Here is a 21,101-nt window from a genome sequence, read left to right as displayed (position 1 = left end):
TTCCCGCCCCTCATCTTCCGCAAGCAGGAGAGAAGAAGTCCCATGGCTGAAGTCCTCGTCTACGTCGACCACGTGGACGGCGCCGTCCGCAAGCCCACCCTGGAGCTGCTGACCCTGGCCCGCCGCGTCGGCGAGCCGGTCGCCGTCGCGCTCGGCAACGGCGCCGGCGACACCGCCGCCGCGCTCGCCGAGCACGGCGCGGCCCGGGTCCTCACCGACGACGCCGCCGAGTACGGCGACTACCTCGTCGTCCCCAAGGTCGACGCCCTCCAGGCCGCCGTCGCCGCCGTCTCCCCGGCCGCCGTGCTCGTGCCCTCCTCCACCGAGGGCAAGGAGATCGCCGCCCGCCTCGCGCTGCGCCTGGGCTCCGGCGTCATCACCGACGCCGTCGACCTGGAGGCCGGGGAGGCGGGCCCGGTGGCCACGCAGTCGGTGTTCGCCGCCTCGTACACCACCAAGTCCCGCGTCTCCAAGGGCACTCCGGTCATCACGGTCAAGCCGAACAGCGCCGCCGTCGAGGCCGCCCCGGCCGCCGGCAGCGTCGAGGCGCTGAGCGTCACGTTCTCCGACGGAGCCACCGGTACGAAGGTGACCTCGCGCACGGCGCGGGAGTCGACGGGGCGGCCGGAGCTGACCGAGGCCGCGATCGTCGTCTCGGGCGGTCGTGGCGTCAACGGCGCGGAGAACTTCTCGCTCATCGAGAACCTCGCCGACTCGCTCGGTGCGGCCGTCGGCGCCTCGCGTGCCGCCGTGGACGCCGGGTGGTACCCGCACTCCAACCAGGTGGGCCAGACCGGCAAGTCCGTCTCGCCGCAGCTGTACATCGCCAACGGGATCTCCGGGGCGATCCAGCACCGGGCCGGTATGCAGACGTCGAAGACGATCGTCGCGGTCAACAAGGACGCGGAGGCGCCGATCTTCGACCTCGTCGACTACGGCGTCGTCGGTGACCTCTTCGAGGTCGTGCCGCAGCTGACGGAGGAGATCAAGGCGCGCAAGGGCTGAGCCCGCGTGTGAGTGGTGGCGGGGCGGTGGGGTGTGCGGGAGTTCTCTCGCCCCCGCCGCCCCTACCCTTCCCGTCCCCGGGGGCTGCGCCCCCGGACCCCCCTAAAAGATTGCGCAGTTCCTCGCGCCCCTGACAGGGGATACGTGGCGTTCCAGGCCTGACGTTGTCACCAGTTTCTCCTCGGCGAGGAGTTGGGTGCCCCGGGTGCACAGGTCGCCGTTGTGCCTGGCCCGGGAGACGAACTCTTCCGCCGTCGCCCCGAACAGCTCGCGCAACCGGGGTGTGGCGAGCAGGAGTTCGGTGAGCAGGGCGTGTTCGCCGGGGTGTTGGCGCGGGGCGCCCGTGCCCGTCCCGTCGTGCAGGACGCCGCGGCGGTTGACGTAGGCGTGGACGCCGTCCAGGCGCTTGCCGCACTCCAGTTCCACCTGCACCGCGTACGAGGGCAGCCAGGCGCGGTCGTAGCCGCCGGTGGGGCGGAAGACGCCCTCGCTGGCGTCGATGACGGCCAGTTGCTCCTCGTCCAGCCAGGTCACGAACAACTCCCGTACCGTGCCGGGGGAGTGGAACGGTGACGCGGAGACGTAGCCGAGCAGACTGATGTGCGCGGAGACGCCGATGTCGAGGCCCGTCACCCGCGCCTTGACCATCGGGATCGGCGCGGCGATCCCGGAACCGGCCATCTTGTGCCGGAGCTGGCCGGGGCAGGCGTTGGAGCCGATGGCGAGGACGGGGACCCGGTCCTCGTAGGTGCAACGGTCCAGCGGCAGCAGGTGGTCCCCGGAGAGCAGTCCGGAGGACGCCGGCCACGCGCCCGGGTAGAGCAGCGGGTGCTCGCGCGGGGCGTCGGCGAGCCCCAGGGCCTCCAGAGTGCGGTCGTCGGGGATGTGGTCGTCGGTGACGTGGTCCGGCACGGGCGGCTCAGTCCGCCGGAGGCAGTTCGCCGGAGCCGCGCTGGATCAGCCGGGTCGGCAGATCGATCCGCTCGGGGCCGAGGGGGCCGCCGTCGAGCTGGCGGAACAGCCGTTCCGCGGCCGTGCGGCCCAGCGCGGCGGCGTCCTGGGCGACGACGGTGACGCCCGGCCGGAGCAGATCGGCGAGCTCGAAGTCGTCGAAGCCGACCAGGGCGACCGGGCGGCCGAGCTCCGCGAGGACCCGGACGACGGTGACGGTGACGCGGTTGTTGCCCGCGAAGATCGCGGTCACCGGGGAGGAGCCGGCCAGCATCTCCTCGGCGGCGCGCCGCACCCGCTCCGGGTCGGTGACGCCCAGCGACATCCAGCCGTCCGCCACGGTTATCCCGGCGTCCTCCATGGCCGCCCGGTAGCCGCGCAGACGTTCGGCGGCGGTGTGGATGCGGGGCATGTCGCCGATGAAGCCGATCCGGCGGTGGCCGTGCGCGATGAGGTGGGCGACGCCGTCGCGCGCCCCGCCGAAGCTGTCGGAGAGCACCACGTCGGCGTCGATCCGGCCGGCCGGACGGTCCACGAACACCGTGGCCACGCCCGCCTTCAACTCCGGCTCCAGATAACGGTGGTCGTCCCCGGCCGGGATCACCACCAGTCCGTCCACGCGCCGCGCGCACAGCGCGAGCACCAGCTCCTGTTCACGCTCGGGGTCCTCCGCGCTGGAGCCGTTTATCAACAGCGCGCCGTGCGCCCGGGCCACCTCCTCCACCGCGCGGCTGAGCGGACCGTAGAACGGGTCGGCCAGATCCTCCAGGACCAGACCGATGCTCGCCGTACGGCCCTTGCGCAGCACCCGGGCGCTGTCGTTGCGCCGGAAGCCCAGCGCGTCGATGGCCTCCTGGACGCGCCGCTCGGTGTCCGGGGTCACCCCGGGCTCGCCGTTGACTACGCGCGAAACGGTCTTCAGACCGACTCCGGCACGCGCCGCGACGTCCTTCATGGTCGGGCGGTTTCCGTAGCGGCTGGCCGCGATGCGGTCTCCTCGGCGGGCGGTCTCGGGCACGATGCGCTGTCCTGTCCTGTCGTCCACGGGGTCCGGCACGGTTCCTGTTCGCACCCGGGATGCGTCGGTCCATGGGGTTGTATGAGGATGTGGCGTCGAGCATAGAGCCTGGACAACGTTGTCAGATGCGGGAGAGACTGTCCACCGCAATCTCCGGCCTGCGCTTTCCCGCCGATACGACACTGGGGAGACCACACACTGATGCACACCGACCTCGTGGCCGCGCTCGACATCGGAGGCACCAAGATCGCTGGTGCGCTGGTGGACGGCCATGGCCGGATACTGCTGCGCGCTCAGGCCGCCACGCCCGCGCAGGAGAACGGCGACACCGTGATGGGCGCCGTGGCCCAGGTCCTCGGCGAGCTGACCGCCTCGCCACGGTGGGGCGCGGTGCGGGCCGTCGGCATCGGCAGCGCGGGCCCCGTGGACGCCTCCGCAGGCACGGTGAGCCCGGTCAACGTGCCGGGCTGGCGCGGCTATCCGCTCGTCGAGCGAGTGCGGGCGCTGACCGGCGGGCTGCCGGTCGAACTGATCGGCGACGGGGTGGCCATCACGGCGGCCGAGCACTGGCAGGGTGCGGCGCGCGGCCATGACAACGCGCTGTGCATGGTGGTCTCGACGGGCGTCGGCGGGGGCCTGGTGCTCGGTGGACGGCTGCACCCCGGGCCGACCGGGAACGCCGGGCACATCGGGCACATCAGCGTCGACCTCGACGGGGACGCGTGCCCGTGCGGGGCGCGCGGTTGCGTGGAGCGCATCGCCAGCGGGCCGAACATCGCGCGGCGCGCGGTGGAGGGGGGCTGGCTGCCCGGGCCGGACGGCGACGCGTCGGCCGCGGCGGTGGCCGCGGCGGCGATGACCGGTGACCCGGTGGCCCTCGCCTCCTTCGAGCGGGCGGCGCAGGCGTTGGCGGCGGGGATCGCGGCGACGGCGACGCTCGTCGAGATCGACATCGCGGTGATCGGCGGAGGTGTCGCCAAGGCGGGCGAGGTGCTGTTCGCTCCGCTGCGGCGGGCGCTCACGGATTACGCGACGTTGTCGTTCGTACGGGGGCTCGAGGTGGTGCCGGCGCGGATGGGGACGGACGCGGGACTGGTGGGGGCGGCGGCCGCGGCATTGACGGGGGTGGAGGAGGGGACGGTGGCGGGGGTTTAGTTTTCCCGCCCCCGCCGCCCTTTCCCGTCCCAATCCGGGGGGCAGGCCCCTGGACCCCCAAAAGGATCGCGCAGTTCCCCGCGCCCCTGATCAGGGGGGCGGGGAACTGCGCGCGGAACCAAGGGAAGGGGTGGGCCGGCCACCCCCTAGCAGCGCAACCGCGCCTCCGCCCAGTCCGCGTGGTCCGAGTCGTTGCCATCCCCCGCATCGGTCACGACCAGCCGCACGACCTCCGCCCCGGTCACCTCCGCGGAGACCGTCTCCGCCGGCATCGCATTGGTCAGCGTCCCCGTCGACGCGACCTGCTTCCCGTCCGCCCAGACGGAGAACGTCACCGACCCCCGGTCACCCTTCTCGTCGTCCACGCCGACCTCCGCCGTGACCCGCTCGCACCGCTTCGCCGCGTAGAACTCCACCGCGCTCTCCGCGTGCACGCCGAGCCCGTCGCCGTACACGACCCCGCCGATCGTCAGCGGATGACCGTCCCCCGCCGCGTCCTCGCCGTTGCTGGTGTTCCGCTCGACCGGCCCGTACCCGTTCCGGGCGGACAGCCACGGCAGGTCCCCCAGGGACGAGGTCCCCGCCGGCGGCGGCACGGCCATGGTCGCCGTCACCGGCACCGCCAACCGCACCCGCGCCCCCGTCGGCGACCGGTAGGCCGCCCGCACCGTGAGGTCGTACGCCCCCGTCGCCGCCCCCTCGGGCACGTCCACCCTCCAGGACGTGCGCAGCGCGTGCCCCGTCCGCAGCACGGCCGTCCGCGTCGGCGACAGCGCCCGTACGGTCCAGCCCTCGGGCCCGTCGAGCGACACGGAGGCGTCAAGACCGGGCGTACGGCCCAGGCCGTTGAGGACCGACGTGAGCTCCACCGCCGCACCGGCCTGCGTCAGCGTCGAGCCGTCCAGGCCGAGTTCGGCCGCGGGCGGGTACTGCGGCCAGTTCCGGTCGGCCGCGACACGGACGAGCACCGTGCCGTGCGCGGGCACCGTCGCCGCGATCGTGCCCGCGGTGCCGCGGGTCTCGTGCCGCCACAGGTCCCGCACCGTGTAACCGGCCGCCCGGGGCAGTCCGACGGCCGCGGCGGTCGTCGCGATGCGCTGCGCGCTGCCGCTCTCGTTGAACAGCGCCACCGCCCTGCTGCCGTCCTTCATCTCCTTGGCGACCACCCAGCGTCCGTCCTCGGAGGTGATGACCGTGCCCTGCCTGCCGAGCGGGTCCTGGTCGACGGCGACGACCTCCTTGTTGCCGAGGATGTCGAGGGTGGCGTCGGAGGCCGTGCGCAGGTCGGAGCCGATGAGAAGGGGCGCGGCCATGACCGACCACATGGAGAAGTGGGTGCGGTACTCGGTGTCCGTCATGCCGCCGTTGCCGACCTCCAGCATGTCCGGGTCGTTCCAGTGCCCGGGCCCGGCGTACGGGGCGAGCGGCAGGTTCTTCTTGAGGATCGACAGCATCGAACCCCAGTTGTCGCTGATGTCCCCGGTGGTGCGCCACAGGTGGCCGACGTTCGCCGCCCACTCCCAGGGCTTGTTCTCGCCCCACTCGCAGATGCTGTAGACGATGGGGCGCCCGGTGGCTTTGAGGGCGTCGCGCATCGTGGTGTACCGCTGCTTGGCGTCCACGCCCTGGTTGTTGCAGTTGTCGTACTTGAGGTAGTCCACGCCCCAGTCGGCGAACTGCTGGGCGTCGCTGTACTCGTGACCCAGCGCGCCCGGGAACCCGGCGCTGTTGCAGGTCTTGGTGCCCGCGCTGGTGTAGATGCCGAGTTTGAGGCCCTTGGCGTGCACGTAGTCGGCGACCGCCTTGATGCCGTGCGGGAAGCGCGCCGGGTCGGGCACGAGCCTGCCGTCCGCGTCGCGGGCGGGCAGGGCCCAGCAGTCGTCGAGGTTGACGTACTGGTAGCCGGTGTCCTTCAGGCCCTTCTCGACGAGGATGTCGGCGATCCCCTCCACCATCTCCTCGTTGAACTCGGCCCGGCACTGCGTCGAGTTCCAGTTGTTGAAGCCCATGGGCGGGGTCGCGGCCAGCCCGTCGGCGAGGGCGGGGGAGCCGGCGGCCGGGGCGGGGGAGCCGGGTGGTGCGGCCGGCGGGGCGGCGACGGCCGGCGGTGCCGTCAGGGCGCCCGTGCCCAGCAGTACGCCCGCGGCCAGCAGACCCGCGGCGCGTCTTCTCGTACGGGATCGGTCGGTGGTGCCGGACAGGTGACGCATCGTTACGTTCCCTCCGTCCTCGCCCGGGGCGCGGGGTGCGGCGCCGGGTGGCACCGCGGAGCGCACCGGGCAGGAGTTCTGCATGTTCGCGTCAACGCGAGTGTGTGCGGTTACGGTAGACCGTGTTCGACTCTGTTGGAAGCGTGCCGACCCGGTTCCCTCGAGCGCCCCGTCCGCGTGACCTTCGGGGCTCCGCGCAGTTGAACCGGGCATGAAGAAGCGCAGCATGCTCGCCATCGCCTCCCTGGCCACCGGGTTCGTCGTCGCGGCGATCTCGCCCTCGCACTCCGCCGACCACGGTGTCCTCGGCGACCTCAACGTGGACGACGCCCTCAGCGCCGTGGACCACACCACCCTCAGCCACGACAGCCTGGCCCCGGCCGACAACGCCCCCGAGCACAACGGCTGACCGCACCCCGGCATACGGCGCCGGTGCCCCGCCCGGGCACCGGCGCCGTCGTGTGCCATGGCCTCGCCGAGCTCCTCGGGCGGGCGGGGCCGGGCCCCGCGAGGGCGCTCCCTCATCAGAAGCTGGTTTCCGTGGCAGGGTGGAGCGGGCAAGCCACAGGGGGCCGAACAGAAGAGGGGGAAACGTGATCGTCTGGGTCAACGGCGCGTTCGGTGCGGGCAAGACCACGACCGCACGGGAACTGATCGACCTGATCCCGAACAGCACGCTCTTCGACCCCGAGGTCATCGGCGGCGCGCTCACGCAGCTGCTGCCGCCCAAACGCCTCGCCGAGGTCGGCGACTTCCAGGACCTGCCGATCTGGCGGCGGCTCGTGGTGGACACCGCCGCCGCGATGCTCGCCGAACTGGGCGGTGTCCTGGTGGTGCCGATGACCCTGCTGCGCCAGGAGTACCGCGACGAGATCTTCGGCGGCCTCGCCTCCCGGCGGATTCCCGTCCGCCATGTCCTGCTCGCTCCGGCCGAAACGATTTTGCGTGAGCGAATAGCCGGGCGGGAGATCCCGCCGGACCTCCCCGACGGCGACATGCGGGTCACCCAGTGGGCCCTCGACCACATCGAGCCCTATCGCGCCGCCCTCGCCGCATGGCTCACCGCCGACGCCCACACCGTCGACACCAGTTTCCTCACCCCCCACGAGGCCGCCCTGCACATCGCCGAGGGGGTGCGCACCGGCGACGTCCCGGTCCGCGACATCGTGCAGACCCCCCAGCCGACCGCCGAGACCATCGCCGCGGGCGTCCTCCTCTTCGACGAGCAGGAGAGGGTGCTGCTCGTCGACCCCACGTACAAGCCCGGCTGGGAGTTCCCCGGCGGTGTCGTCGAACCGGGGGAGGCCCCCGCGCGGGCGGGGGTGCGCGAGGTCGCCGAGGAGACGGGGATCCACCTCACCGATGTGCCCCGACTGCTGCTCGTCGACTGGGAGCGGCCCGACCCGCCCGGCTACGGGGGGCTGCGGCTGCTGTTCGACGGGGGCCGGCTGGACCCCGGCGAGCGGGGCCGGCTGCTGCTGCCCGGCCCGGAGCTGCGCGCCTGGCGCTTCGTCACCGAGGACGAGGCCGCCGAGCTGCTGCCGCCGGTCCGCTACGCCCGTCTGCGCTGGGCGCTGCGCGCGCGGGAGCATGGTTCGGTGCGGTATCTGGAGGCGGGCGCGCCGGTGGGGTGACGGCCGGTTCCGCGGGACCCCGGCAGGCCCCGGAGCCCCGGGAGCCCGGGCTCGGGAGGCCGGAGCCTGAGAGTCCGGGGGCGTGAGGTGCGTCGGCGGCTGCGCGTGGGTTCGTGGTTGCTCACGCAGTTCCCCGCGCCCCTGAGCAGGCTGGGGTGGGCCGGGAGCGCGGAGTGCGGCCCCCGCGTCCCCGGGGTGGGCCGGGTCGCGGGGCCCGGCCCTGGACGCCCCTGCTGGTGGCGGGTCAGTGACCCGCGTAGGCGCGCAGGAACAGTGCCTCGGCGACCGACAGCCGTTCCAGTTCCTCGGGCGAGACGCTCTCGTCGAGCGCGTGGATCTGCGCCTCCGGCTCGCTCAGGCCGATCAGCAGGATCTCCGCCTCCGGGTACAGCGAGGCCAGCGTGTTGCACAGCGGGATCGAACCGCCCTGCCCCGCGTGCTGCATCTCCTGACCGGGGTAGGCCACCGCCATCGCCTCGGCCATCGCCGCGTACGCCGGGCTGGTGGTGTCCGCGCGGAACGGCTGACCCTGGCCGATCTGCTCGACCGTCACCCGCGCACCCCACGGCGTGCGGTTCTCCAGGTGGGCCCGGAGCAGCTTCGTCGCCTCCACCGTGTCCATGCCCGGCGACACCCGCAGGCTGACCAGCGCGCGGGCGCTCGCCTGCACCGACGGGGTGGCGCCCACCACCGGCGGGCAGTCGATGCCGAGGACCGTGACGGCCGGGCGGGCCCAGATGCGGTCGGCGACCGTGCCCGAGCCGATCAGCTCCACGCCGTCCAGGACCTTGGCGTCCTGGCGGAACTGCTCCTCGTCGTACTGCAAGCCCTCCCAGCGGGCCTCGCCGTCCAGGCCGTCGACCGTCGTGGAGCCGTCCTCGCCGCGCAGCGAGTCCAGCACCCGGATCAGCGCGGCCAGGGCGTCCGGCGCGGCGCCGCCGAACTGGCCGGAGTGCAGGTTGCCCTCCAGGGTGTCGACGCCGATGCGCAGCAGGGTCATGCCCCGCAGCGTCGTCGTCACGGTCGGCAGACCGACCCGGAAGTTGCCCGAGTCGCCGATCACGACGGCGTCGGCGGTGAGCAGCTCCGGGTGCTGCTCGGCGTACCGCTCCAGGCCGCCCGTGCCCTGCTCCTCCGAACCCTCCACTATGACCTTGACGTTGACGGGCACCCCGCCGTTCGCCTTCAGCGCCCGCAGCGCGAGCAGATGCATGATCACGCCGCCCTTGCAGTCCGCCGCGCCCCGCCCGTACCAGCGGCCGTCGCGCTCGGTCAGCGTGAACGGCGGCGTGCTCCAGGCGGCCTCGTCCAGCGGCGGCTGCACGTCGTAGTGGGCGTAGAGGAGCACGGTCCGGGCACCGGCCGGGCCCGGCAGGTAGCCGTAGACCGACTGCGTGCCGTCCGGGGTGTCGAGCACCGCCACGTCCTCGAAGCCCTCGGTGCGCAGCGCCTCGGAGATCCAGCGCGCCGCGGCCTCGCTCTCGCTCCTGGGGAACTGGTCGAAGTCCGCCACCGAACGGAAGGCCACCAGTTCGGTGAGCTCCTCCCTCGCCCTGGGCAGCAGCGAGGCGACGGTCTCGGCGACCGGATTCGACGACATGGGCACGCTCCTTGTGGGTGCGACGTTGTACTTCCGAGAACTTCTGTTTGCCTGTGATCGTGCGGTGCGCGAACGCCGACGGGTGTGCGCTGCGCATACGCTGCCGATCCTCCCACAGCGGTCCGGGCCCGCGACCACCGTAGGATGCGTGGGACAGGTGCGGCAGGCGGCTTGATCGGGAGCAGTAGACCATCGTGAGCAGCGAGAACTCTTCGGCGGAAGGCACGCAGCGGGTGTGGGACGTGGTCGTGGTGGGTGCGGGGCCCGCCGGGGCCTCGGCCGCCTACGCCGCGGCGGTCGCGGGACGCAGCGTGCTGCTGCTGGAGAAGGCGGATCTGCCCCGGTACAAAACCTGCGGCGGCGGCATCATCGGCCCCTCACGGGACACCCTGCCGCCCGGCTTCGAACTGCCGTTCAAGGACAAGGTGCACGCGGTCACCTTCTCGAACAACGGCCGCTTCACCCGCACCCGCCGCTCCCGGCAGATGCTGTTCGGACTGATCAACCGGCCCGAGTTCGACCAGCAGTTGGTCGAACACGCGCAGAAGGCGGGCGCGGAACTGCGCACCGGCGCCACCGTCGTGCGGGTCGAACAGCACGGCGCGGCCGTGCCCGACCGGCGCACGGTCGCCGTCGTCCTCCAGGGCGGTGAGACGGTGCTGGCCCGCGCCGTCGTCGGTGCCGACGGCAGCGCCAGCCGCATAGGGGCGCACGTCGGCGTCAAACTGGACCAGGTCGACCTCGGCCTGGAGTCGGAGATCCCCGTGCCCGAGACCGTCGCCGAGGACTGGAAGGGCCGGGTGCTCATCGACTGGGGCCCCATGCCCGGCAGTTACGGCTGGGTCTTCCCCAAGGGGGACACGCTCACCGTCGGCGTGATCTCCGCGCGCGGCGAGGGCGCCGCCACCAAGCGGTATCTGGAGGACTTCGTCGCCCGGCTCGGCCTCGCCGGTTTCGAACCCAGCGTCTCCTCCGGCCATCTGACCCGCTGCCGCGCCGACGACTCGCCGCTCACCCGCGGCCGCGTCCTCGTGTGCGGGGACGCGGCGGGGCTGCTGGAGCCCTGGACCCGCGAGGGCATCTCCTTCGCCCTGCGCTCCGGACGGCTCGCGGGGGAGTGGGCGGTACGGATCTCCGAGGCGCACGACGCGGTGGACGCGCGCCGCCAGGCCCTGAACTACGCCTTCGCGATCAAGGCCGGGCTTGGCGTGGAGATGAGCGTCGGCAAGCGGATGCTGAAGGCGTTCGAACGCCGTCCGGGACTGTTCCACGCGGCCCTCACCGGCTTCCGCCCGGCGTGGAAGGCGTTCACCGACATCACCCGGGGCGCCACCACGCTGGGCGAACTGGTCCGCAACCATCCGCTGGCCCAGCGGGCGCTGACGGCGTTCGACCGGTAGGCGGGCCGGCGGCCCCCGCGCACCCCCGTCATACCCGTACTACCTGGGGAGTACCGGCGCTCGCCCCGCCAGGGTGACGCCGTGGGCATTCGGTGCCGTCTAGCGTGACGGGCATGAAGGAGCGACGCATGCGGGCCCCGGCGCGGTGGCCCGCGCCCTGGTCCGGGCCGCCCTGGTGGCGCGGCGCGGACGGCGGCGAGGAGGCAGGCGGCGGGGGCACCGGCAGCGCCGGGAGCGCCGGGGGCATCGAGGACGCCCCGGGCGCCGCGGTCACCGGCGGGCCGGCCCCGGCCGGCGGTCACCGGCTGCCGTGGCCCTCGACCGTGTTCCTCACCGCCGTCGTGCTCGTCGGCACCCATGCCGCCGCGCAGGGGCAGCGGGGCGGCGGGCGCGCGGAGCTGGACCCCTTCGCGCTGCTCCTCCTCCTGCTCGGCTGCGGGGCACTGCTGTGGCGGCAGCGCCACCCGGTGGCCGTCGTCTTCACCACGGCCGCGGTGGTCATGGTGTATCTGGGAGCCGGTTACCCCTACGGCCCGGTGTTCCTGGCGGTCGCCGTCGCCTGCTTCGGCGCCGTCGTCACCGGGCACAGACGAGCGGCCTGGGCGGCGGTGGCGATGCTGTGGGCGGGGCACGTCGTAGTGGCGCACTGGCTGTACCGCCTGCTGCCCCCCTCGGGGGACCCGGCCGCCTCCTGGGGACAGGAGGCCGTCGTGGCCGCCTGGGTGGCGGCGGTCGTCGCGGTCAGTGAACTCGTCGGGCTCCGACGGGAGCAGTGGGCCCGCGAGCGGGCCGAACGGGCCCAGGCCGCCCGGCGCCGCACCGACGAGGAACGGCTGCGGATAGCCCGCGAACTGCACGACGTCCTCGCGCACAGCATCTCCGTGATCAACGTCCAGGCGGGCGTGGGCCTGGCGCTGCTCGACTCCGACCCCGAGCAGGCCCGCACCGCGCTCACCACCATCAAGTCGGCCAGCAAGGAGGCCCTGGGGGAGGTGAGACAGGTGCTCGACACGTTGCGCACGCCGGGCGACGCGCCCCGGACGCCGGCCCCCGGCCTGGACCGGCTGCCGGAACTGGTCGCGCAGGCGGCCGACGCCGGGCTGACGGTCGAGGTCGAGGGTGCCGCGCCGAGGCTGCCGCCCGGCGCCGACCTGGCGGCGTTCCGCATCGTGCAGGAGGCCCTGACCAACGTCGTACGGCACTCCGGGTCCCGCCGCGCGCGGGTCCGGCTCGACCCCGCGCGGGGCGTCCTGCGGCTGCTGATCGACGACGACGGGCCCGCGACCGGCACGGACGCCGGAGGCAGCGGCAACGGTCTGGTGGGCATGCGCGAGCGGGCCGCGGCGCTCGGCGGCACCATCGAGGCGGGCCGCCGCCCGGACGGCGGCTTCCGGGTGCTGGCCGTACTGCCCCTGCGCGCACCCCCGGCCGGCGGCGCCCCGGAGCCCCCGGCGACCGACGGCCCACCCGAGGAGGAACGGTGATCCGCGTACTGCTCGCCGACGACCAGTCGCTGGTCAGAGCGGGATTCAAGGCACTGCTCGACGCCCAGCCGGACATCGAGGTGGCGGGCGAGGCGGCCGACGGGGAGGAGGCCCTGCGGGCTGTGCGCGCGCTCGGACCCGACGTCGTCCTGATGGACATCCGGATGCCCCTGCTCGACGGCCTCGCCGCGACCCGCCGCATCACCGAGGACGCGCGGCTGGGCGGGGTCAGGGTGATCATGCTGACCACCTTCGAGCTCGACGAGTACGTCTTCGAGGCGATCCGCTCCGGCGCTTCCGGCTTCCTCGTCAAGGACACCGAGCCGGCGGAACTGCTGCGCGCGGTACGGGCGGTGGTCGAGGGGGACGCGCTGCTGTCGCCCGGGGTGACCCGGCGGCTGATCGCCGAGTTCGCCGCCCGCTCCAAGGAACCCGCGGCCGCCGCGTCGCTCGCCCGGCTCACCGAACGCGAGCGGGAGGTGATGGCCCTGGTCGGCCTGGGGCTGTCCAACGAGGAGATCGCGCGCCGCCTCGTCGTCAGCCCGCTGACCGCCAAGACGCACGTCAGCCGCACGATGGTCAAACTGGGCGCCCGCGACCGCGCGCAACTGGTCGTCCTGGCCTACGAGTCGGGGCTGGTGCGGCCGGGGTGGCTGGGATGAGGGAGCCCACGGCGGACGTCGCCTCAGCCGATGGCCGACGTCTCCCGCCAGAGGCCGGCGAGCGCGGTGTCGCCGGTGACGGAGGGGACCGGAGCGCGATTCCAGAGGGCGAGGTGGAGGACGGCGGCGGGCCCGGCCAGCTCGCAGTCGGCGCCGGCGGTCGCGCCCCGCTCGGTGACCGGGGGCTCCGGGGAGAGCCGTACGGTCCACACCGCGTCCGGGACATCGGTGGCCCGTACCCGCAGGACCCGCGGCTCCGGCGTCCGCACCCGGCTGCGGGAGCGGGCGTGGAAGCCGCGCAGCAACTCGTCGATGCCGTCGGCGGCGAACGCGGGCGCGAAGCCGTGCGCGGGGTCCACGGCGACGGCGGCGGGCGCGGCGCCGCGCGCGGCCTCGGCGTCCACGCGGTGCACGGCCGTCTCGTGCGCCTGCCGCCGCGCCCAGAAGGCGACCGGGGCAGCCGCGCCGGGCAGGAAGGTCCAGCACCGCAGACCGGGCGGGGCGGCGGCGAGCGTGTCGACGAGCCGGCGGTGGCCGTCGCGGTACCAGGCCAGGAGCGCGTCCCCGGTCAGCTCCGGGGCCTCGCCCTGGGGGCGGGGAGAGGTGTGCCCCTCGGCGACGAACGCGGTGGCCCAGCGGTGGATCGCGCCGGTGTGCGCGAGCAGGTCGCGCACCTGCCAGCCGGGGCAGGTCGGCACCTCGGTCCCCGGGCCGGTCTCCTCGGCGATCTCGCCGAGCAGCCGGCCCTCGTGGTCGAGCGTCTCCAGGAAGCGGGTGGTGTCCATGGGCGCAGTCTGACCGACGGCCACCGCCGTGCGGCAGGGGGAGGTATGGGCAAGAACGCCTTGGCCGGACGGCCACGTGGCGTCGGGAAGGGGCGGTCCCGGGGCCCGGCCGCGTCAGGACCGGGCCGCGTGGCGGGTGACGACGGCGATGGCGGCGGCCACCGCGGCGAGGAGCGCGACGCTGGTGAGCGCGGTGGACAGGGAGAACCAGTCGGCCATGAAGCCGATCGCCGGCGGACCGAGGAGCATGCCGCCGTAGCCGAGCGTGGACGCGGTGGCGACGCCGTCCGGACCGCCGAGCGCACCGGCGCGTTCCACCGCCGTGGGGAAGATGTTGGCGAGCCCCAGCCCGGTGACGGCGAAGCCGAGCAGGGCGGCCCAGACGGAGGGGGCGAGCGAGCCGAGCAGCATGCCGCCCGCGGCCGTCGCACCCCCGGCGACCAGGGTCCGGGTCCGGCCCAGCCGTTCGAGGAGCACCGTCCCGGTGAGCCGGCCGACGGTCATGGCGAGGGCGAAGCAGGAGTACCCCACCGCGGCGACGCCCGGTGCGGCCTTGAGGTCCTGCTCCAGGTGGAGCGCGCCCCAGTCGGCCATGGCGCCCTCGCCGTAGGCGGTGCACAGCGCGATCAGACCGAAGGTGAGGACGAGCCCCCGGGTGCGCGCGCCCGAACGCGCCGGGGCCCGCCGGTCCTCCGGCGTCGGCTCCGGGGGCCGCGGCGGTTCCTGGCGCAGCAGGGCGCGGCCCGCCACGGCCGTCACGACCAGTCCGATCACGGTGAGACACAGCAGGTGCTGCGTCGGCGTCAGCGACCCGGCGACCAGGCCGCCGAGCCCCGCCCCGACCATCCCGCCCAGACTGAAGGCGGCATGGAAGCTGGGCATGATCGGCCGCCCCAGCGCGGCCACCAGGTCCACGGCCGCGCTGTTGAAGGCGACGTTGATCCCGCCGTACGCCGCACCGAACACGCACAGCACCGCGCCGAGCGCCCAGGCCGAGTGGGTGAGCGGCGGCAGGGCGATGCTGAGCGAGAGCAGCACGGCGCAGACGACGGTCACGGGATGGCTGCCGAAGCGGCGGCAGAGGCGGCCGGTGAGCGTCATGGTGACGACGGCCCCGGCCGAGACCCCGAGCAGCGCCAGCCCCAGCGCGCTCGCGGAGGCGCCGGTCTGCGCCTTGATGGCCGGGATGCGCACGACCCACCCGGCGAAGACGAAGCCGTCGAGGGCGAAGAAGGTGGTCAGAACGGTACGCAGGCGGACGAGGTCGGTCCTGCTGCCCGGCACGACGGTGTGCGATCGGGCTTTGTTTATGAGCGGCACAAAATCAGACTAGGAGGCGGTGTCGGCAAGGGGCAAGGGAGCCGTGAGGCGCGGACGGCGCGGTGGTCACCGCCCCGCCGGGCCCCGCCCGGTACGCGCGATTACTTCTTGACGGCCTTCAGGACCACGAACTTCGGGTCGCCCGCGACGAGTTCGCTGTTGCCGAACAGGCGCCGCAGGGTGATGTGGTGGCCCAGATGGCGGTTGCCGACCACCCACAGCTCGCCGCCCGGCCGCAGGGCGCGGCGGGCCTGGGCGAACATGCGGCGGGCGGGCGCGTCGGTGGTGGCCTGGTGGGAGTGGAACGGCGGATTGTTCAGCACCAGATCGGCACTGGCCGGGGCGGTGTCCGCGAGGCCGTCGCCGACGAGGAACTCGGCCCGGCCGCCGGCGCCCGCGTTCTCCCGGTAGGTCTCCCTGGCCGACGCCACCGCCTGGTACGACTCGTCGACGAACAGCACGTCGGCGCCGGGTTCGGCGAGGGCCGCCGCGGTGCCCACGATGCCGTTGCCGCAGCCGAGGTCCACCACGCGCCGGCCGGCGCGGGGGCGCGGGAGATGGCGCAGGAAGAAACGGGTGCCGATGTCGAGCCGGTCGGCGCAGAAGACACCCGCGTGGTTGGTGACCCGGCGCCCCGACAGCACGCCGATGCCGTCGGGCAGCGCGTAGCGGTACGGCCACGGGTTGGGCCCCCGGTCCAGGTCCGGGTCGGGGGTGCAGTGGATCAGCCGGGCCTTCTGCTCGGCGAGCGAGGTGCGGGTCGGGCCGAGGATCCGCTCAAAGGTCCGCAGCGTCGAGGTGTGGATCTCCTTCACCATGCCGGCGCCGACGACGACCGTGTTCCGGCGCACGGCCGGGGCGAGCCGGTGCAACTGGTCCTCGAGCAGGGCGAGGCTCTTCGGCACGCGGACGAGGAGGACGTCGACCGTGTCCGGCGGGTCGTCCTGGGTGGTGAGCAGGCGCACGGCCGCCGGATCGACGCCGGCGCGCGCGAGATTGGCGAGGGTGGCCTGCCGGGCGAGGAACGAGTCGGTGATCTGGACGGGGTGGTGCGGAGCAAGGGCGGTGGTGAGCGCGCCCCACCGGTCGCCGAGCACGACGACGCCACCTGTCCTCTCCGGGACGCCGGTCGCCGCGAGGTGGCGCAGCAGATACGCGTCGGCGGCGTCCCAGGCCCGCAGCCGGTCGCGGGGATCCGCGGGGAAACGGGTGAGGTGGTAGGTGCCCTGGGGGACGATCATGGGGTCGTTCATCGCGGGGCCAGGCTATAGGAGTGGCCGGGGGAGCCGCGGGGCCGCGCCCCCCCGCGCGGGGGCTGCGCCCCTGGGCCCAACGGGGAGGGGAGCAAGGCGGTCTGGCGTGTGCGGGCCGGGGGGTAGTTCCCCGCGCTCCTCGAAGACCGGGGGGCGAGGAACCCCCTGGGGCGGCGCCGACCCGTCCGCCCGGATCATGGGAGACTCGCCCTCATGAGCGGCAAGGCGGCCCCGCGCGCGGCGGGGGAAGGGAACACCCGGGCACGGCTGGACCGGGGCCGCGGCGCCCTCGGCCCCGCACTCGAACTCGTGCACACCGGCCGCGCCCCCACCCGCGCCGTCCTCACCGCCGCCCTCGGCGTCACCCGCGCCACCGCGGGCGCCGTCGCCGCCGAACTCGAGGCACTCGGCCTCATCCGCGTCGACGCCCACCCCGGCGCCGCCGCCGGCTCCCAGGGCCGCCCCTCGCACCGCCTGGAGGTCGCCGAGGACGGCCCCGTCGCCCTGGCCGCCCAGATCCACGCCGACGGCTATCGCGCCGCCCTCGTCGGCCTCGGCGGCCGCATCGTGGCCACCGCCCCCGGCTGCGAGACCGTCGATCCCGACCCGGCCAAGGTGCTCGGCTCGGTCGTCGAGGCCGGCGCCGACCTGCTCCGCGCGACCGGCCTGCGCTGCGTGGGCGCCGGCCTGGCCGTCCCGGCCGCCGTGGCCGAACCGGAGGGGCTCGCCCTCAACCCGATGCACGTGGACTGGCCGGCCGGCGCCCCCGTCCGGGAGATCTTCACGGACCTCGTGCGCGCCGCCGGCCTCGAAGGCCCCGCCTTCGCCGCCAACGACGTCAACCTCGCCGCCCTCGCCGAACACCGGCACGGCGCCGGCCGCGGCGCCCGCGACCTGCTCTGCGTGGCCACCGGGCACCGCGGTGTGGGCGGCGCGCTGGTGCTCGACGGACGGCTGCACAGCGGCAGTTCGGGACTGGCCCTGGAGGTGGGGCACCTCACCGTCAACCCCGAGGGCCGCCCCTGCCACTGCGGCAGCCGTGGTTGCCTGGACGTGGAGGCCGACCCGCTGGCGTTCCTCACCGCCGCGGGCCGCGACCCCGGCCCCGAACTCTCCCTGCTGCAACAGGCGAACGACCTGATCCGGGCCCATCACGCAGACGATCCGGCCGTCCGCGCCGCCACCGAGGCGCTCATCGACCGGCTCGGACTGGGACTGGCCGGGCTGGTCAACATCCTCAACCCCGACCGGATCATCCTCGGCGGCTTCCACCGCACCCTGCTGGACACCGACCCCGACCGGCTGAGCGCCGTCGTCGCCGACCGCAGCCTGTGGGGGCGCAGCGGCGGCGTGCCGATCCTGCCGTGCACCCTGGACCACAACAGCCTCGTCGGCGCGGCGGAACTGGCCTGGCAGCCGGTCCTGGACGACCCGCTGACGGCACTCGCGGGAAGCTGAGAAGGGCCGAGGCCCGGCGTTCGGTGCCGGGCCTGCCTCACCACTGCCGGCCGCGCGGCAGCCGGTCCCTCCCCGGTGCCGACAGGCGCAGCACCTGGAAGACGTCGCCGTCCGTCTTCGGTGCCTCGTGCTCCCAGAGCGAGAACCGCACCACCTCCCAGTGCCGGGAGTCGACGGCCACCGCCGCGCACACCGCGCCGTCCAGCGAGACCAGCAGCCCCGCCTCGTGCATGACCTCCTCCGCCACCTCGCCGAGGGCGATCCCCTCGGGAACCGGCCTGCGGTGCCGCACCGCGACGCGCGCCCCGGCACCGGCGACCGGGCTCTCCTCGTACCAGAGCCCCGTCCACTGCCGGACGGACGGCCGCCCGAAGTCGTCGACGAACCCCTGGAACGGCCCCCCGTACAGGAAGGCGTTCATGCCGCGTGCCTCGTGCCACAGGTAGAACGGCGCGTACTGGTTGATGTGGGAGCCGTCCACCCCGCGCTCGCGCACGAGGTACGCCTTGAGCCCGAGCCCGTCCCAGTCGTCGAGCGCGTGCCCGACGCGGGCCACGCGCTCCCGCACGATGCCCATGTCGTAGTCGGCGGGCAGGGTGATCTCGTACTGCATCGCCTGCATCACACGTCTCCCCGGTCGGCGGGCCGCAGCAGGGCGAGCAGTCCGCGCACCCCGGCGTCGAAGGCGGCCGGGGAGCCCGACGCACGGGCCAGGACGTAGCCGCCCTGGACCGTCGCCACGATCGTCGCCGCCACCTCCTCGGCGTCCAGCGACGGCGCGAACTCCCCCTGTTCCTGGCCCTCCTCGACGATCCCGGCCAGTTCCTCGCGCAGCCAGTCCAGCGTCTCGTCGACGGGCGCGCGCAGCGCGTCGCTCGCGATCACCTCCGGGTCCATGGTCAGCCGGCCGACGGGGCAGCCGCGCAGGACGTCACGCTCGCGCCGCAGATACGCCGTCACGCGCGCGTACGGCGTGCCGGGTCCGTGCAGGACGCCGGCCGCGGTCGCCCGCATCTCCTCGGCGGTACGGCGGATCGCGGCCAGCGCGAGGTCGGGCTTGCCCTTGAAGTGGTGGTACATGCTGCCCTGGCCGGCGCCCGCCCGCTCCAGGATCGCCTTGGGGCTGGTGCCCACGTAGCCGCGCTCCCACAGCAGGTCGCGGGTGGACTCCACGAGTCTCTCCGAGGTACTCATACGGTGACTGTACATACCAGTAGTTACAGGCGTCCAGGGGCGGTCGCGCCGTACTCGCGTACTCCCCGCGCGGTACGCGCACCGCCGCCGGCAGTACGACGACGCGGGGCCCCGCCCGGGGCGACGCTGAGGGCATCGAGGAACACGACACCATCGAGAACACCGAGGAGATGACCGAGATGCAGACCCTGGCGCACTGGGACGGTGGGCCCGGCCCGTGGATCCTGTTCTTCCCGCTGATCTGGGCGGCGGTCGTGGTCGCCGGCGTGACGCTGCTGCGCCGCACCGGGTGGCGCGGGCGCGGCGGCCCGTGGCGTTCCGTCGACGCCGGCCGCCCGAGGGGTGACTCGCCCCTCGCGGTACTCGGCCGCCGGTTCGCCTCCGGCGAGATCGACGAGGACGAGTACTGGCGCCGGGCCTCGGTGCTGGAGGAGCACTTCGGCCCCGTCGACAAGCCTCGCTCACCATGACACCGGCCCACACCCCGCGCCCTGAAGGGGCGCGGGGAACTGCGCGGCCGGCCCCCGACGAGCGGCACTCGGCAACGCGCGGACCCACTCCGGCGGGGAACCGCTCAGCCCCGACGGCGCACCGCCGTCACCCCGGCACCGCCGCGGACCGCACCACCGTTCGCTCCCGCCGCCCGGCGGCAGTCACCGCCGTAACCCCTTTCGCGTCCCCGGACGCGAGGTTCGGCACCGACACCACCGGCGCGCACGCCGACAGCGCGAACCACACCACCTTTCCCTCCTCCCCGTCCGGCCGCACGCCCCAGCTCTCGCTGAGTTCGGCGACCATCGCCAGCCCCCGCCCGCAGGTGGAGCCGGGCTCCGCCTCGCAGACGGTGGGCAGCCGGGGGTCGTGGTCGCGCACCGAGACCGTCAGACGGTCGAGCAGCAGCTCGATCTCCACGGTGCACGTCTTGTCGGGCTCGGCATGCCGGTGCACGTTGGTGAGCAACTCGGTCACGCCGAGCGAGGCCCGGTCGATGAGGGCATCGAGATGCCAGTAGCGCAATTGCGCCGATACGATTCTGCGGACCTGTCCGATCCGCGACGGCAGGGCTTGGAGCTCCACCGTGCAGTGCCTGCTTGGCTGGCTGATCACGGCTGCGACTCCCCGAATTGAGGTCCGGAAGAAGACGAGAACGGATCCTGCGTGGTGACCGCGTGTAATACGCCGCCTGGTGCTGCGCGGCCCGCGTCCGGCGGCCGCTGTGGCGCGGCGACCGCGTACGACGGCCGTCCGCTGATCGGGGCGGCCGGTACCCGCGCCGCCTGGCTCGGGGCGGCTTCCGTACGTCGGCCGCCCGCTTGTCGTGGCCGGCGGGCTGGTTCTTCAGCGTGATCGCCGGTAAACCCAGAGTGACGTGTGACCAGAGTGACGCACGGGGTCCGGCTGCGCAACTCGCGAACCGGCCCAGTCGCCGGCCGGCTCCCTCCTCGCGGAACCGGCGCACGCGCGAGCCCGTGCGTGCACTCGCGCGCCGGTGGCCCGAAGCCGTGCGCCCCTGGTCCCGAGACGCCACGCGCGGCGGCCGGCGCCGCTCAGCGGTCGCGGCCCGCCGCCCTGCGGACCGCCTCGATGAACCGCCGGGCCGACGGTGGCCCCGGTGTGCCCGGGGCGGGGTCGCTCTCGCCGAGGGTGAGCGAGTACCGGGTCCCGCCCAGGTCCGCTTGCGCCCGGTCCCCGGCACCGAACCACGGCCTGGACGCGCGCACCGTCTGCACCGGCGCGCTGTCTATCTCGCTGCCGTAGCTGGTGAGCAACCGCACCCTGCCGTCGCTGATCCGGATCTGCCCGGCCCGGGTCAGGGACCGCAGCCCCTTGCCGATGCGCACGCCTCTGGCCGTGAACTCCGGTTCCGGCATGGTGTTCCGCCCCCTCGTGCCTGGGTCGTCCTCCGCCGTGCAGTCTGCCCGCGCACGGCCCCGAGCACCAGTGCGCATCAAGGGTGCACCGCGCACCACCG

Annotated in this window: 20 protein-coding genes; 9 read left to right on the top strand and 11 right to left on the bottom strand. The window is 74.1% G+C overall.

What is annotated here, in order from left to right; translation table 11 throughout:
• Positions 1-42: 42 nt before the first annotated feature.
• Entirely contained in the window at positions 43-1,005 is a 963-nt protein-coding gene (locus tag OIE12_RS04095; RefSeq protein ID WP_329131814.1) for an electron transfer flavoprotein subunit alpha/FixB family protein, read from the top strand.
• A gap of 102 nt (positions 1,006-1,107) precedes the next feature.
• On the opposite strand, the gene OIE12_RS04090 is transcribed toward OIE12_RS04095, so the two are convergent.
• Positions 1,108-1,917 carry a hypothetical protein gene (locus OIE12_RS04090; RefSeq protein WP_329131812.1) on the bottom strand — a complete coding sequence of 270 codons (810 nt, stop codon included), beginning with the start codon at positions 1,915-1,917 and terminating at the stop codon, positions 1,108-1,110.
• A 7-nt stretch (positions 1,918-1,924) separates the two neighbouring features.
• Positions 1,925-3,001 (bottom strand): LacI family DNA-binding transcriptional regulator, encoded by a 1,077-nt coding sequence (locus tag OIE12_RS04085; protein WP_329131810.1) that lies wholly within the window; start codon positions 2,999-3,001, stop codon positions 1,925-1,927.
• Positions 3,002-3,175: 174 nt separating this feature from the next.
• Here OIE12_RS04085 and OIE12_RS04080 point away from each other — a divergent pair, with 174 nt between their 5' ends.
• Entirely contained in the window at positions 3,176-4,129 is a 954-nt protein-coding gene (locus tag OIE12_RS04080; protein WP_329131808.1) for an ROK family protein, read from the top strand.
• 146 nt (positions 4,130-4,275) lie between these two features.
• Here the strand turns inward: OIE12_RS04080 and OIE12_RS04075 are convergent, their stop codons facing one another.
• Positions 4,276-6,339 (bottom strand): NPCBM/NEW2 domain-containing protein, encoded by a 2,064-nt coding sequence (locus OIE12_RS04075; RefSeq protein WP_329131806.1) that lies wholly within the window; start codon positions 6,337-6,339, stop codon positions 4,276-4,278.
• Between the two features lie 211 nt (positions 6,340-6,550).
• On the opposite strand from OIE12_RS04075, the gene OIE12_RS04070 reads away from it, so the two are divergent.
• Together OIE12_RS04070 and OIE12_RS04065 are read left to right on the top strand one after the other, a co-directional pair.
• Positions 6,551-6,748: a hypothetical protein gene (locus tag OIE12_RS04070; protein ID WP_030377881.1), complete on the top strand. Its 198-nt coding sequence runs from the start codon at positions 6,551-6,553 to the stop codon at positions 6,746-6,748.
• Between the two features lie 184 nt (positions 6,749-6,932).
• A complete protein-coding gene (locus tag OIE12_RS04065) occupies positions 6,933-7,973 on the top strand; it encodes an NUDIX hydrolase (RefSeq protein WP_329131803.1) in 1,041 nt (346 codons plus the stop codon).
• A 244-nt stretch (positions 7,974-8,217) separates the two neighbouring features.
• Here OIE12_RS04065 and OIE12_RS04060 read toward each other — a convergent pair whose 3' ends face one another.
• Complete coding sequence (locus OIE12_RS04060; RefSeq protein ID WP_329131801.1) at positions 8,218-9,573, bottom strand: dipeptidase; 1,356 nt, start codon at positions 9,571-9,573, stop codon at positions 8,218-8,220.
• A 194-nt stretch (positions 9,574-9,767) separates the two neighbouring features.
• On the opposite strand from OIE12_RS04060, the gene OIE12_RS04055 reads away from it, so the two are divergent.
• The 3 genes from OIE12_RS04055 (at position 9,768) to OIE12_RS04045 (ending at position 13,119) form a co-directional block, all read left to right on the top strand.
• Positions 9,768-10,973, top strand: coding sequence for a geranylgeranyl reductase family protein (locus tag OIE12_RS04055; protein WP_329131799.1), 1,206 nt, complete (start codon positions 9,768-9,770; stop codon positions 10,971-10,973).
• Positions 10,974-11,086: 113 nt separating this feature from the next.
• Positions 11,087-12,457: a sensor histidine kinase gene (locus OIE12_RS04050; RefSeq protein ID WP_329131796.1), complete on the top strand. Its 1,371-nt coding sequence runs from the start codon at positions 11,087-11,089 to the stop codon at positions 12,455-12,457.
• On the top strand, positions 12,454-13,119 hold the full coding sequence (locus OIE12_RS04045) for a response regulator transcription factor (protein WP_329131794.1): 666 nt from the start codon (positions 12,454-12,456) through the stop codon (positions 13,117-13,119). The genes OIE12_RS04050 and OIE12_RS04045 overlap by 4 nt, the downstream gene beginning before the upstream one ends.
• A gap of 23 nt (positions 13,120-13,142) precedes the next feature.
• Here OIE12_RS04045 and OIE12_RS04040 read toward each other — a convergent pair whose 3' ends face one another.
• The 3 genes from OIE12_RS04040 to OIE12_RS04030 all read right to left on the bottom strand — a co-directional run bounded on the left by OIE12_RS04040 (position 13,143) and on the right by OIE12_RS04030 (position 16,477).
• Positions 13,143-13,904 (bottom strand): maleylpyruvate isomerase N-terminal domain-containing protein, encoded by a 762-nt coding sequence (locus OIE12_RS04040; RefSeq protein ID WP_329131792.1) that lies wholly within the window; start codon positions 13,902-13,904, stop codon positions 13,143-13,145.
• Positions 13,905-14,018: 114 nt separating this feature from the next.
• Entirely contained in the window at positions 14,019-15,188 is a 1,170-nt protein-coding gene (locus OIE12_RS04035; RefSeq protein ID WP_329131790.1) for an MFS transporter, read from the bottom strand.
• A gap of 137 nt (positions 15,189-15,325) precedes the next feature.
• Entirely contained in the window at positions 15,326-16,477 is a 1,152-nt protein-coding gene (locus tag OIE12_RS04030; protein ID WP_329131788.1) for a methyltransferase, read from the bottom strand.
• A gap of 213 nt (positions 16,478-16,690) precedes the next feature.
• On the opposite strand from OIE12_RS04030, the gene OIE12_RS04025 reads away from it, so the two are divergent.
• Positions 16,691-17,935, top strand: coding sequence for an ROK family protein (locus tag OIE12_RS04025; protein ID WP_329131786.1), 1,245 nt, complete (start codon positions 16,691-16,693; stop codon positions 17,933-17,935).
• A 37-nt stretch (positions 17,936-17,972) separates the two neighbouring features.
• On the opposite strand, the gene OIE12_RS04020 is transcribed toward OIE12_RS04025, so the two are convergent.
• Together OIE12_RS04020 and OIE12_RS04015 are read right to left on the bottom strand one after the other, a co-directional pair.
• Positions 17,973-18,557, bottom strand: a complete 585-nt coding sequence (locus tag OIE12_RS04020) for a DUF4865 family protein (protein ID WP_329131784.1) — start codon at positions 18,555-18,557, stop codon at positions 17,973-17,975.
• Positions 18,557-19,129 carry a TetR/AcrR family transcriptional regulator gene (locus tag OIE12_RS04015; protein WP_329131782.1) on the bottom strand — a complete coding sequence of 191 codons (573 nt, stop codon included), beginning with the start codon at positions 19,127-19,129 and terminating at the stop codon, positions 18,557-18,559. The genes OIE12_RS04020 and OIE12_RS04015 overlap by 1 nt, the downstream gene beginning before the upstream one ends.
• Positions 19,130-19,308: 179 nt before the next feature.
• Between OIE12_RS04015 and OIE12_RS04010 the strand changes: the two genes are divergently transcribed.
• The gene (locus OIE12_RS04010; protein WP_329141723.1) at positions 19,309-19,599 is read left to right on the top strand and encodes an SHOCT domain-containing protein; all 291 of its coding nucleotides are present in this window, start codon (positions 19,309-19,311) and stop codon (positions 19,597-19,599) included.
• 127 nt (positions 19,600-19,726) lie between these two features.
• On the opposite strand, the gene OIE12_RS04005 is transcribed toward OIE12_RS04010, so the two are convergent.
• Both OIE12_RS04005 and OIE12_RS04000 read right to left on the bottom strand, forming a co-directional pair.
• Complete coding sequence (locus OIE12_RS04005; RefSeq protein WP_329131780.1) at positions 19,727-20,236, bottom strand: ATP-binding protein; 510 nt, start codon at positions 20,234-20,236, stop codon at positions 19,727-19,729.
• 440 nt (positions 20,237-20,676) lie between these two features.
• Positions 20,677-21,000, bottom strand: a complete 324-nt coding sequence (locus tag OIE12_RS04000; protein WP_329131778.1) for a hypothetical protein — start codon at positions 20,998-21,000, stop codon at positions 20,677-20,679.
• Between the last annotated feature and the right edge of the window lie 101 nt (positions 21,001-21,101).

The sequence above is a fragment of the Streptomyces sp. NBC_00670 genome, assembly GCF_036226765.1.
Lineage (GTDB): Bacteria > Actinomycetota > Actinomycetes > Streptomycetales > Streptomycetaceae > Streptomyces.
This window is presented reverse-complemented; position numbering and strand designations above follow the sequence as displayed.